The organism is Limnospira sp. PMC 289.06 (genome assembly GCF_032350395.1).
GTDB lineage: Bacteria > Cyanobacteriota > Cyanobacteriia > Cyanobacteriales > Microcoleaceae > Limnospira > Limnospira platensis.
In genome coordinates this window covers 21,131-34,609 of the sequence record NZ_JARPLC010000046.1, presented here as the reverse complement: position 1 = coordinate 34,609, position 13,479 = coordinate 21,131, and the positions used below count along the sequence as shown (strand labels likewise).

Sequence of the window (13,479 nt, the reverse complement as noted above, 5' to 3'; positions counted from 1 at the left end):
ATTGACGGGTATCACGAGAGAGTTACCCTATCGGTGTTTGGTTGGGGGGTGGTATGAGTGTTTGACAGATTAATTAAGTTGTGCTTGTTGACTGAGTAATCAACCTGTTGACAGAATTATTTTCCTGTGCTAGGACTAGATTGTGAGTAATATCTGAGTAACTCAATAGGATATAGGGGTTGAGTAATAACCCGCTATCGCTGTCAGGATAAGGGTTTATAGTTAACGCCCCCCGAAGGATATTTAGCGTCTATATAGCCTACAACCCCTATTCTACCGTTACTTAGGTGTTACTCAAAACCATAGTAGGATCTATCAATCTGTAGCCATAAAATAACCCCTAGGGGTTTAATCTAGGGGTGTTAATTTATGAAAGGTTGACGATTAGATTAATCTATCTGATAGATAACTCCAAGGAATAATTTAGCTTCAGAGCTATCAATATCAACCCCTAACGCTGTTAACCGTTCTATGGCTACATCCAATGGTATAGGTAACTTAGAGCATCCATCGAGAACTTCTAAGGTAGCGTCAATCCCTTTTGTTTTATATTTACTCTCGTTGACGATTGTGCTATGTCCCATAAGTCTCGCTCTCAACTCAATAGGTAGTCCATACTTTTCACCTAACAGGTTGTACAGCCTACGAAAGGCATATTTCTGAGTTACCGGGCATTTCATTGAGGCAATTTTTTCGGTAAAACTTGTGTCAAATCCTCCGATTATGGTTCTGGTTTTACTGCCTTTTCTGGGACTATATTCTGGCAATAACGGTCGTTTCAATTCCAGAAGTTTAAACATTTCAGGACTGGGAATTGGAGCAACAATCCTTCCCCCTGTTTTGATACTCACTTTTCGACCTTCTGCGTCAGTAAAGTAAACATAGTCACCTAGCACCAAGTAATTGTCTTGATTATCGGGGTCTGATAGTGCTTTGATAGTGATACCATCATCCGTTACAAATGGCTTAGTTAGATTAACGGCCGCAGCTATCTCGGTAGGCCTTAACCCATACATTACTGCCATACCAGCCACCCATAACCAGTTATGTCGAGATGATTGACATCGAGGGTTTTTAATAGTATAGGCTTCTTGTTTGGCGCTATACCACCAATCCTTAAAGGCATCGATGCCTATCCGTTGTTTCTTTTTGAATTGCGTTTGTTTGGGGTCAATAGGTTCAAGCTTTTTAAGTAAATGGTCTTTGTTAGGTGATTTCTCAGCTATGGCTTTTAAGATGTAGTAACGTTCCTTGAAGGTTTTGGAGCCTACTAATTGTTCTCCATTCTGCAAGGGAATATATAGCATAGCCTTAAAACTCTCCCAGCTAGGGTATTCATCCCAGTTAGGAAACAACTTGAAATATACTCCTTTAGTAGCCTCGTAAGATGCTAAGTCGCTAGCGATATCGCGGGAACGTTTCCTTCCTGTGTTGCGGTTGTAACCCGCAAAATACTCATCCTCAATTTGTTTAAAGATGTCCCGATAGGTTATCAGATTATCCTCAATCTGATTTTTCCCTAGGATGGTTTTATCGTACCAATCCCAAAATTCACTAGCGCTAGTGATAGTCCCTAGGGCTTCTGATACCAACTTAGCTTTCCTAACGCCGTCTATCACCCCTTGAGGTGTACATTCAAGGTTAGCCGTTTTGGGTAGCCGTTTCCCGGTAGGTGGTTGCTTAAACTGCAATAGTAGGTTGTACCTAGCCCCGGACTTTTGTAGTTTGAGTGTCACTCCTTTGGGACATTCCCCTTTAAAGTCTTGATAGGCTTTCAAGAATCTAGCGTAACTCTCATCGTAGTTGCCCTTTCCCCCTACTGTAGGGGTATCAGTAGCGTTACTCATTTTTTACTCACTTGTTACTCTGTTATGGCTTTGAGTAACACCTAAGTAACGGTAGAATAGGGGTTGTAGGCTATATAGACGCTTTGATTGCGCCTCAATGTAATTCTAAGCATATTCATCGCGCCTCTAGCCGCCGATTCCTTTTGACAGCCCCCTGGGGTGGTTTAGCTGCTGATTGGTTCCCTCTTTGGCGGCGGACTGTTAGCCCGTTCAATTTTCTGTTAAGTTTTATAAAGTAGGTGTGAGTTAACCCGAAATTGGGACTTTTTCAGGGCCGAGAATGGATATACAGCAGTTAAAAGACGAGCAGATCTTGATTTTAAACGAGATTGATCAGGCGATCGCCCTATTCGACAGTAGCGATCGCTTAATCCTATTCAATCCCCAACTCGCCTCAATTTGGGGAATTTCCGTTGACCAACTCGCCGCCCAACCATCCCTAGATGAAATTTGTGCTGAAATCACATCCCAAAAACTGTGGTCAAAGCCAGAATGGGAACACCTCAGACAAACCCTGCGCGACTCTGTCAGAGGCGAAATCTCATTTTGCATCCAACAACATAATCAAATCTATCTCGAAGTCCACAGCCACACCACACCATCAGGGCGGCGTTTACTCACCTTTAGAGATATTACAGACTATCGCAACACCCAACTGAGCCTAAATACCGAAGTGAGACGACTAAGGTTTCTGTTGGGGTTAAACGAACGCCTACAAGACTCCGATAACCTCGATAAAATCGCCCAATTTGCCCTCAACTATCTAGTACACACCACCAATGCAGCCTTTGGCGATGTCAAAGTAATTTTAGGAGAAGGAGAGAATCGCATCACCGGGATGCTAGGAAACCAAATTTCCGGTCAGTTTATCGCCACCTATGGAGAACCCGCCGTCGCCGAAATGAAAGCCCTATTAAGCCAAGGCATTCCCTACGGTGAGGGTCTACTGTGGGATGTAGTCAGAACAGGTGAACCGATATTTGTCCAAGACTACGCCAACCACCCCAAAGCCTTCTCCCCCTTTCGTCATCCCGGAATTGGTCAACTAGGAATTTTTCCCATTCCCGCTACCAACGGAGAAATCATCGGCGTGTTAACCCTCGAATCAAGGGATCTGACCAAAATGCAGGAATATCCCCAATTAGATATGTTATTTGCCGCTTGTCGAACCCTCGGAACCGCCATAGAACGCGCCCAAGCCCAAGAAAACTTGCGTCAAAGCAACGAAAAATTAGAACGCGCCTCTCAACTCAAATCCGAATTTTTAGCCTCCATGTCCCACGAATTACGCACCCCCCTTAACAGCGTTTTAGGCTTTGCGGATTTACTCAAACGCCAAAACTCTGGAACTCTCAACTCTCGCCAGCTTAACCAAGTTCAATTTATCGAAAAAAGCGGTTTGCACTTGTTGCAGTTGATCAACGACATTCTGGATCTATCCAAAATAGAATCCGGCAAAACCGAGTTAAATCTGGAGTTAGTTAACATCCACGAACTCTGTAGCGAGTGTCTGAAAATGGTTCAACCTCGGGCTGATAAAAAATGTCTAGCCCTGTCTTTAGAATCAGACTACCGCATCACTCAAGCCTTGCTAGATAAGCGACGGGTCAGACAAATTATCATTAATTTGCTCTCCAATGCCATTAAATTTACCCCAGAAGGTGGTAAAGTTCGATTAAGCGGACACCTAGCTTATGGCTCTCAGATAGATGGAGATTATCGCCCTGACTGTTCTCCCATTAATGACAGTACCCCTTATTTATGTTTGGAAGTACAGGACTCTGGTATTGGCATCCCCCAAGACAGATGGCATTTATTATTTCAGCCTTTCCAACAGATAGATTCTTCCCTAACTCGTCGCCATGAAGGTACGGGATTGGGATTACTTCTAACTAAGCGTTTGGCTGAATTACACGGCGGCACCGTATCTTTGCAGTCTCAGGTTAATCAAGGCAGTCGCTTCCGGGTATGGCTACCTCTAACTGAGATGCGACGGGAATTAGCCAAAAGTTATCATCCTGAACACGAAAGCCAGGAGGTAATTAAACCAGAACCAGAAACCCCTAAGTTAAATAAGGTAGACTGCCCTCGGATTTTGGTGGTGGAAGACCAGCTTTTTAATCAGCTATTAATTACTGAAGTTTTGGAATTGGAAGGGTATCAGGTCGAGTTGATTGCTGATGGTAATACAATGTTGGATATGATTAACTCAACTATGGTGAAACCCGAAATACTGCCTGATCTGATTTTAATGGATATTCAACTACCGGAGGTTGATGGGTTTGAACTGATACGCCGACTCAAGCAAAGCAGTTTATGGAAAGTCGTGCCAGTGGTCGCAGTTACGGCTATGGTTATGTCGGGCGATCGTGAACGGTGTCTGGTTGCTGGGGCTGATGGTTATTTGAGTAAACCCCTTGATGTTGACCAGGTATTAGAAACTGTCAAAGATTTCCTGGAGTTTTAGCAGAAAAGTCCTAAGTGGGTATAGCCACCTAATCACTCATTTTAATACGGGTTGGTAGGCGCATCTACTGAAATATACAATTATCAGTGTTTATACAGCCCGGTTGGCACATCTATGAGTCAGTTTGGTGCATTGACTCTGTATTAAACGGTTACCCCCCCTTTTTTTACCTATGTCTGAAACTAAATTACATATCCTTTTGGTTGATGATGAACCCGCTAATCTCGTGTTATTAGAAGATTTGTTGATGGCAGAAGGTTATAACACTACCTTAGCAGAATCGGGATCTAGGGCGATTGAAATAGCTCAAAATCATCGGCCGGATTTGGTGCTTTTGGATGTTATGATGCCGGATATGAATGGTTTTGAAGTTTGCGATCGCCTTCGAGAAAACCCCATTTTACAAACTACTCCTATCATTTTTTTGACAGCACTCGATGATGAGGAATCCCGCTTAATGGGCTTGCAAACCATGGGCGATGATTATATTACTAAGCCTTTTAATATCAAACTTTTGTTGGCGAAAATACAGAATATTTTAAAATTAAATAAGATGCGGAATGATACTGCTAAGGTGCAGTTACAGCAGGAAGTTCAAGAACAAAATCAACGGCAGTTTTCGGCGGCTTGGCAGATTAATGAAAATTTATCTGATAAATTTCAGCTATTTGTACCCCAACAATTTTTAAAGCGCATTGCTCCCCAGGGGGTTGAATCTATTCAACTGGGAAATGTCACAGAAGAACACTTGACTGTCTTATTTTGTGATATTCGCGGTTTTACTTCCATTGCTGAATTTCAACAAGCTAGAGAAACCTTTGAATGGTTAAATGCTTTTTTTAACCAAATGAGTCATTGCATCTCCTCCCATAATGGCTTTATTGATAAATATTTAGGGGATGCCATTATGGCGGTTTTTGACCGGATGAATTCCCATGCTATTGATGCTTTAAATTCCGCTTTAATGATGAAAGATAGTTTGCGCCAATTTAATCGCGATCGCCATATATTTAATATTCAAAAACCTATCAGAATTGGTATTGGTATTGATACCGGAATTGGCATGATTGGCACATTGGGTTCTGATAGCCGTATGGATTCTACAGTTATCGGTAATGTAGTTAATACCGCCTCTCGATTAGAAGGATTAACTAAAATTTATGGCTGTCAAATTATTGCGAGTAAATCCGCCATTGATACCGCTGAATTAATGACACAATACCCCGAAAATAGCGAATCTTTCCAAACTCGCTGGATTGATTGTGTCACCCCCAGAGGCAAAAAACAACCCTTAGAAATTTATGAGGTTTTAGCTAGTCAAACCTATGCGGTTTCCCCAAATAAAATTCTCACCCGTCCCGTCTTTGAACGCGGTACTCGTTGCTGGAAAAATGGCAACATTAAAGAAGCCTTAAAATGCTTTCAAGCAGTTCTCAGCCAAGACCCAAAGGATACAGTTGCTCAATACTATCTCGAGAAATGCCAATAAATAATTCCCTTACCCCATTAAATAATCCCCTGAATACTTAAATCATCGCTTAGGTCAAATAGCCTCTGTATACTTTCCCGGACTACCCTACCTAAACCACAGCCCAAACCCCCTGTCTTGGCTGTCGAGACCCTTTGAGCGTGAGAGGGGCACGTCATCAAAACCCCAAATCCTATACATTGATTGAACACAGCATAATTAGGGATAAATTTGGTTAAGAAAAGGTTAAATTTTTTTCCGGTTATCTCAACGCAGTTTCAGCCACCCAAAGCTATTGATTCCTCTTCTCAGAAACCCCGTTAAGACCTTCCTACTATCAAATGGGAAATTTGCAGATCATCTACACAAATGATTCTATTAGTTGTTATAGTGAATAGTATCTCAAAATTTTAGTTTGACAGAGAAAAATGACTATTGACACCTCACCTCAAACCAATACCCTAGGGAACTGGGCCAGTTTAGGGATTCAAAAATATCTGACCAAAGTCCTCAGCCACGAAGCCGCCGTTTTACAAGATCAAGATCCCGAAGAATTACATCAAATGCGGGTGGGAATGAGAAGACTGCGATCGGCCGTCACTGGTTTTGCTCCGGTTGTAGATTTACCCAAAGCAGCCAGCGATGACAATATAGGGAAAATCGCACGTTGTCTAGGAGAACTCCGAGATATTGATGTGATGATAGAAGCCTTGAATAATCAATACTATCCGACCTTGACAGAAGCCGAAAAACCCACCTTAGACAAGGTATTAATTCGCCTGGTTAAGCAGCGAGGTAAAGCCTTTAAAAAAGTTCGGGCTACCTTGGAACACAAAAAATATCAACACCTTAAACAAGACCTGCAAAACTGGCTAGATTTTCCGGTTTATACCGCCATAGAAAAGCTGCCGATTCTGGAAGTATTACCAGATTTATTACTCCCCCAAGTCAGTGAGCTATTATTGCATCAAGGTTGGTTATTTGGTATTGACAAACTAGAAACCGAGTCCGAGCCTACAGAAAACAGTTCCCAGGAAACTACCCCTAAAAAAACCATTACCAAGAAAAAACTTGAGAAACTCCTGACGACTCAGGGGGATGTCTTACACAGTTTACGCAAACAAGCCAAACGAGTCCGTTACCTCATGGCCCTATTTACTGACTTTTACGGGTCCACCTATCAAGCCTATCTCCAGGATATGAAAGATATACAAGAATGCCTAGGTGATATTCAAGATACCATGGTACTCGAAGCCGTTTTAGTGGCTATCCTGCGTTCAGATATCAAGAAAAGTCTACCAACCCTCTCAAATCAGATGAGCCAAAAGCGCTATGAATCATGGCAGATATGGACTCAGCTACAGCGTCGATATCTAAATCCTGTAGTCCGCCAAGATTTTCACTTAACCCTGTTGCGTCCTCCACTGGACTCTGATAGATAACCCACAGTTTACCACCATACCCCTGAGAGAAGTAAGCTATACCGTTGAATCGACAAAGCAGCAGTATCTCAGAAATAGGGGAAGACAGTTGACATACTCACGCCCGCTGAAGCCACCGTATGGTCAAGCTCGCTACCCTAAACCATAGGCTAAGATGCCCTCTGGAGTCCAAGCTATTTTGTTAGCTCCGTTGGAGGTGCGCCAATAGAGGTTCTCAAGCAGTACATTAGGGAACAAGAAAAGCCGTCCTAGAAGGCTATGCACTGAGTATCATCGAAGTGCGATGCACTGAGCTTGTCGAAGTGACGGGGTTTTAGACCCATTCTTCTGATAACTGTCAACTGTTGACTCTCTACCTCCTCGGTTCCTCCTCTCCAATTTTTGATCATTTTTGGTCTTTCGTATCAATAGATACATTTATTTGACTCTAAAGACCTCATATAATATTTGGTAGGCTTATATAGCATGGGGTTTCCTGTATTTAAAGTTTGAAACCTAGAAAGTGAACTTAACCTTTTCTAAATATTTAATTAGGGAAATCCACTTAATTTTTTCTCAAGATTTAATTAATGGTTAACTGCTATACAATCTTTTGTTAACTTATGAATCAGAATAGATAGCGCAACTTCCCTAGCCCAGTATTGAATTAAACATTTTTTTAAGATTTGCAGTTAGGGTTTGTGAACTATAGCTGCTATTCTTGGAATGAGAGTCTAAGGTTTTCGGTGTTCACTTTGGTCATATCTTCACAAACAGGGTATGTTAAGTCAATTTTGGTAAATTTAGAATGGAAATCTTAGGCATCTTGGCAAATTTCTTATACATTGTTCGTATAAGGGTCAGGTTCCATGAAAATAACGCCAGAGATGATTCAACCTGTACAAACTAATTGGTCTTTCTGAGATTTCTGGGAAAGTATCAATGTCCATCCCATGAGGTAATTAAAATGGACAACAACAATTTTTCACACCCTCAAAATAACTGGGGAAACTGGCAAAATTCGCCAGCAGTCTCTATGCCATCAAGTAATTTGCTTTCTGTGAGGGGAAATCGGCAAATCGAGCCCATGGGAAGAGCATGGCAATCATTAAGTTCAGTAGCTATAAATGCTCAGGATTTTCTGACTATTGCTATCTCTGTTTCCCAGCCAGTCATACCCAAATTAACATTGGTTAACCCGCTGTTTACAGGTAACACAGGGTATACAGCCGATGAATTTTTCAGTAAAAACCCAAGTCTTATGCAAATTACCAAAACTATTCGTGAAGGCTCTAATGAGTATAATAACACCATTTTCAATAGATTTAAGGATGTTTCAGAAGACCAACATCTACCCGGTGGATCATCCCTAAACACCTCTGATAGCGAAGGTGAATTGTCTGGTATATGGCAGTGCGAGCCATCAAGAAATACGGAAATTGTCAAAAGTAAATGGCCAGTTTTAGATGCGGACAAAAAACAACGTAGACGTGAGGAAGCTAGATTACTGATATATAAATCAACCCACGACGGGTTAACTGATTTATATAACAGATCCTACTTTATGAGGGAACTGGACGAAGTAGTAGAACGGGCAAAAGAAGATCCTGAATACCAATTTGTGGTACTACTTTTAGATGTAGATCGGTTCAAAATAATTAACGACAGTCTCGGTCATCAAGTCGGCGATCGCCTATTAGAGGGAGTGGGTGAAAGATTAAGGGAGTGCATCCCACCTTGGCATACGGTAGCGCGTCTGGGGGGAGATGAATTTGCGATTCTGTTGGATGATCTCAATAATTTAAACCAAATCTCCCAGACGGCACAAAACATTCAATCTTACTTACAACAACCTATTGTTTTAGGGGAACAGGAAGTCTTTAGCACTGTTAGCATTGGTATTGCTATAAGTAATGTTAGCTATGGCAACGGCAAAGAAATTCTCCGAGATGCAGACACAGCCTTATCCCAAGCGAAAAGCAAAGGAAAAGCCTGTCATGTGATATTTAACCCCACGATGCACCGTCAGGCTTGGGATCGTATGCAGCTTGAAAATGATCTGCGTCATGCGATTGAACGTCAGGAATTGCAACTACACTATCAACCGATTATTTCCCTGGAGACACTAGAGGTTGTAGGCTGTGAAGCCTTAATACGTTGGGAACATCCGAAGCGAGGCTGGGTGTCTCCTAGTCAATTTATCCCTATTGCTGAAGAAACGGGACTGATCCAACCTATTGGAGAGTGGGTGCTGCGGTCTGCGTGCCAAACATTACACCGTTGGCAGTTAATGTTTCCCGATGGACAACCGGCATTTATGAGTGTGAACCTATCGACGTATCAATTAACTAACCCGCAATTAGTTAATAAGGTTCAAAGCATTTTGGAAGAAACTGGCTGTGATCCCTGTAGGTTAAAACTGGAATTAACGGAAAGCACTATTGCTGAATATGCGGAGATAGTGGTTCCCCAAATGAGAGAACTTAGCCAATTGGGGATCAAATTATGTATTGATGACTTTGGAACTGGGTATTCTTCCCTGAGTCGCCTATATCACTTTCCGATTCATACCCTGAAGATTGATCGCTCTTTCATTGAGGGGATCGATGAATCTCACGATCAACTCAAAATTGCTTATGCGATTGTCAATTTAGCCCATACCCTAGGACTAGAGGTGATTGCGGAGGGTGTGGAAACTCCCGAACAAATGGCTGTATTGCAAGCCTGGGGATGCCAACTGTGCCAGGGATATTTATTCTCCAAGGCTGTTGATTCCCAGAACATGGACAAATTCTTGAGCCAAGGCAGGATCATGCTTTCGGCTACGGAAACTCTACGAGAATGGCAGCGGTTTGCTCAGGAAATTGAAAGGCTAATCAAACCCCTAGAAAAAGGATGCCCTGGAAAAGTCAATCCTAACATTCATATTGCTTGAGGTGGCTAGGCTATTTCGTGAATGTCCTAGCTAACTGAAATCACCTATTGGGAGAATTTATTATGAGCGCAGAACTTTTAGGGCTCCTGTTTCCCGAACCTTTGGTAGCAGCTTATCAGAGAGCCGTGGCTGATTTGACCAAAACCAAACAACAATTACATGAAAGTCAACAGGAACTTTGGGATCTTCGTGAGGTGGTCAACCGGACCACCCCAGGAGCATGGGTAGACCAAAACGGTATACTTGTGGAAATTAACGAGGCATTTATTGAGGTTTTCGGTTACGCGGCAGAAGAGTTAATAGGTAGACCTCATCCGTTGCTAAATTCTAACTGCTATAGTGGGGATTTTTGGGAAGAGAAGGTCTGGTCTGTGGTTAGATCTGGCGGTATCTGGCGCGGTGAACTGCAAAACTGTACTTTGACGGGACGAGAGGTTTGGCTGGAAACGACTATTGTACCTTTGATGAAAACGGGTGCTACCCCAGAGAAGTATTGGGTACTTACCCAGGATATTACGGAACGCAAGGCAATTGAGTTGGAACTGACCCAACTTTCTTGGGTGGCTAGTCAAACTGATAATGCGGTGATTATCTGCGATCGCCATGGGAATATTGAATGGGTTAATGAGGCATTTACTTGGATTACAGGCTACACTCTGGCAGAGGTGAATGGTCTAACCCCAGGTTCTTTTCTCCAGGGACCTTTGAGTGATGCGGAAACTATAGATCAAATTCGCACCTGTCTCAAGGAACACAAACCCTATCGTGGGGAGTTGCTCAACTATAAACGCAATGGGACTCCCTACTGGCTGTCTATTAGCATTACTCCTATTTTTAACCATCAGGGGGATCTCACTAAGTTTATTGCGATTGAAACTGATATTAGCGATCGCAAACAGATTGAGGAAGCCTTACGACAAAGTGAGGTGAGAAATCGCAGCCTGATTGAAGCGATCCCCGATTTAATGTTTCGCCTGAACCGAGGGGGGGTGTTTCTTGACTATTTCCCATCTAAGGATGATCGGGTGACACAATCTAAGGAAGTTTTGGGAAAAACGGTTGAGGAAGTGTTCTCGGAGGACTTAGCCTGGTGGACGCGCCACTACTTGGAATTAACTTTAACTAGCGGACAGTCTCAGTCTGGGGAATATATGCTACCTTTTGAGGAAGGATGGCGCACCTATGAGGCTCGCTATGTTAAAAGTGGGGATGATGTGGTTTTGGCGATCGTGCGTGATATTACTGATCGCAAAGCTATAGAGGCGGCTTTATTAGTTGAACAGCAATTAGAAAAACAAAAAGCGGCTCAACTGGAAAAAGCCTTAGACAAACTACAACGCACCCAAACCCAACTAATTCAAGCTGAAAAGCTATCGAGTTTGGGTCAAATGGTGGCGGGAGTGGCTCATGAGATTAATAATCCTCTGGCTTTCATTCATGGGAACTTAATATATTTGGATACCTGTATTAAGGATATTCAATATATGTTGTGTATGTATCATAAATATTACCCGGAGCCAGTGCCAGAATTAAAAGAGGCTGTGGCTGATATTGATGTGGATTTTCTGCTAGATGACTTACCCAAGGCTTTGGAATCAATGAAGTTGGGGACCCATCGGATTCAGGAAATTGTTACCTCTCTACGCAATTTTTCGCGACTAGATGAGGCGAAAATGAAGGCGGTTGATTTGCATGAGGGAATTGAAAGCACTTTGCTGATTTTACAAAATCGCCTGAAGGCAAAGGCGGAACAAGGGGAGACAAATATTATCCGCGATTATGGGGAACTGCCTAGGGTAGAGTGCCATGCTTCCCAGATTAATCAGGTGTTTATGAATTTAATCTCTAATGCGATCGATGCTTTGGAGAATAGACCGGCACCTAGGGAAATCACGATTAGAACTAGATTAGAAGTGGCTGAATATGAGGAAAACATGGATATGGTAGTTGTGGAGATTTCCGACAACGGCCCTGGAATTCCTGAGTCAGTCCGACAACAAATATTTAACCCATTTTTTACTACTAAACCGGTGGGAAAAGGCACGGGATTAGGTTTGGCTATATCTCATCAAATTGTGGTAGAAAAACATGGTGGCAAAATCGAAGGTATTTCTGAACTAGGAAAAGGAACTAGGTTTATCATTTCTCTGCCTTTGAATTGCACGAAGATTGATGGCGAACAATTACCTTAATTATTGCTAGGGTCGGAAAGACTAACGCACCTGTAATGGCAGTCAATCAATTATCCGTTATCAAGATGATTCCTAGAGATAGGTAAAGGACGCATCCGACTGAGTTTATCGGCGGCCCATTGTGCGGTTTCTCTGACATCGGGTTCGGGATCATCCATTGCTCTTTGGAGAATTTGGCTAGTTTGGTACATTAAATCATAAATTCTGGTTAAGTCCCGAATGGCATTTTGTCGTACTTCTGGGTTTTCGTCCTGCAAGGAAAAAACGAGGGCCTTACTCATGGGTTTGATACAGCGAGTGCTGATTTCTGCTAAGGCTGCCAAGATTTTGCTACGCTGCTTGGAGTCTGATGTAAATAACAAGTTTACCAGAGGTTCGATCGCTCTGGAATCTCCCTGTTGGGCTAACTCCCAAATGGCTTTGCTGCGATGATTAGGGTTAGGATACTGTAGTTGTAAAATCAGTTCCTCAATGCGATCGATTTTCAGGGGCTGGGGACTTTCGGCTACCAAAGTGGGTTCAGTGGGGGCTGAAGGTTCGGGCGGCGCTTCTGGGGCGGTTTGGGTGACGGGGGTAGGGGGAAGATTAATCAAACCATTCTGGGCAATTGGGGGGTCTGCTTCGGGCGGCGCTTCTATGACGGTTTCGGTGACGGGGGTAGGGGGAAGATTAATCAAACCATTCTGGGCAATTGGGGGGTCTGCTTCGGGCGGCGCTTCTATGGCTGGAAACTGTATTAAGGTCTGGGGGGAGGCGGGGGAAATTTCGGGATCAGGTTGTGGTTGGGTAGTTTCTTGAGTTTCCTGGGACTCTTGGTCTAAATCAGGGGTAGCTAGAAGGCGAATTAGAATAAATACGGCCCCACCTGTGATAATTACCCCACCAACTCCCAAGATAATCAGGGCTTTTGGGAAACTATAGGAGTTGCCCCCATTACCATTGCCGTTACTATTTTCCTGTGCTAGAAGCAGACCTTGAGAATTTGTAGTGGCTACCAAGGGAGATGGGGATATTATCTGATTGGTCTCCCTCGGCTGTTGTGCGACGGTCAAACTCTGACTAGGACTAGCAGCAACTAATCCCGACCCAGTTAAACTCAGCCACAGAAATAAAATTAAAGGATCAAAAGCCATGAAACTTAAATGGGGT

Annotated in this window: 7 protein-coding genes and 1 pseudogene; 6 read left to right on the top strand and 2 right to left on the bottom strand. The window is 43.0% G+C overall.

What is annotated here, in order from left to right:
• Positions 1-389: 389 nt before the first annotated feature.
• A complete protein-coding gene (locus tag P5674_RS11830) occupies positions 390-1,847 on the bottom strand; it encodes a recombinase (RefSeq protein ID WP_315670010.1) in 1,458 nt (485 codons plus the stop codon).
• A 280-nt stretch (positions 1,848-2,127) separates the two neighbouring features.
• On the opposite strand from P5674_RS11830, the gene P5674_RS11825 reads away from it, so the two are divergent.
• The 6 genes and pseudogenes from P5674_RS11825 to P5674_RS11800 all read left to right on the top strand — a co-directional run bounded on the left by P5674_RS11825 (position 2,128) and on the right by P5674_RS11800 (position 12,330).
• The gene (locus P5674_RS11825; RefSeq protein WP_006617590.1) at positions 2,128-4,314 is read left to right on the top strand and encodes an ATP-binding protein; all 2,187 of its coding nucleotides are present in this window, start codon (positions 2,128-2,130) and stop codon (positions 4,312-4,314) included.
• Between the two features lie 172 nt (positions 4,315-4,486).
• Positions 4,487-5,803, top strand: a complete 1,317-nt coding sequence (locus tag P5674_RS11820) for a response regulator (RefSeq protein WP_006617589.1) — start codon at positions 4,487-4,489, stop codon at positions 5,801-5,803.
• A 407-nt stretch (positions 5,804-6,210) separates the two neighbouring features.
• Complete coding sequence (locus P5674_RS11815) at positions 6,211-7,224, top strand: CHAD domain-containing protein (RefSeq protein WP_006617588.1); 1,014 nt, start codon at positions 6,211-6,213, stop codon at positions 7,222-7,224.
• 153 nt (positions 7,225-7,377) lie between these two features.
• Positions 7,378-7,476, top strand: a pseudogene (locus tag P5674_RS11810) (transposase); the annotation flags it as partial.
• A gap of 694 nt (positions 7,477-8,170) precedes the next feature.
• Positions 8,171-10,138: a putative bifunctional diguanylate cyclase/phosphodiesterase gene (locus tag P5674_RS11805; protein WP_014274326.1), complete on the top strand. Its 1,968-nt coding sequence runs from the start codon at positions 8,171-8,173 to the stop codon at positions 10,136-10,138.
• 62 nt (positions 10,139-10,200) lie between these two features.
• Positions 10,201-12,330, top strand: a complete 2,130-nt coding sequence (locus tag P5674_RS11800) for a PAS domain S-box protein (RefSeq protein WP_006617586.1) — start codon at positions 10,201-10,203, stop codon at positions 12,328-12,330.
• A gap of 50 nt (positions 12,331-12,380) precedes the next feature.
• Here P5674_RS11800 and P5674_RS11795 read toward each other — a convergent pair whose 3' ends face one another.
• A complete protein-coding gene (locus P5674_RS11795; protein WP_014274328.1) occupies positions 12,381-13,463 on the bottom strand; it encodes a HEAT repeat domain-containing protein in 1,083 nt (360 codons plus the stop codon).
• Between the last annotated feature and the right edge of the window lie 16 nt (positions 13,464-13,479).

Coding starts and splice junctions, on each gene's coding strand:
- P5674_RS11815 (WP_006617588.1), top strand. CDS start 6,211: ATGACTATTGACACCTCACCTCAAACCAATACCCTAGGGAACTGGGCC.
- P5674_RS11800 (WP_006617586.1), top strand. CDS start 10,201: ATGAGCGCAGAACTTTTAGGGCTCCTGTTTCCCGAACCTTTGGTAGCA.
- P5674_RS11795 (WP_014274328.1), bottom strand. CDS start 13,463: ATGGCTTTTGATCCTTTAATTTTATTTCTGTGGCTGAGTTTAACTGGG.
- P5674_RS11830 (WP_315670010.1), bottom strand. CDS start 1,847: ATGAGTAACGCTACTGATACCCCTACAGTAGGGGGAAAGGGCAACTAC.
- P5674_RS11820 (WP_006617589.1), top strand. CDS start 4,487: ATGTCTGAAACTAAATTACATATCCTTTTGGTTGATGATGAACCCGCT.
- P5674_RS11805 (WP_014274326.1), top strand. CDS start 8,171: ATGGACAACAACAATTTTTCACACCCTCAAAATAACTGGGGAAACTGG.
- P5674_RS11825 (WP_006617590.1), top strand. CDS start 2,128: ATGGATATACAGCAGTTAAAAGACGAGCAGATCTTGATTTTAAACGAG.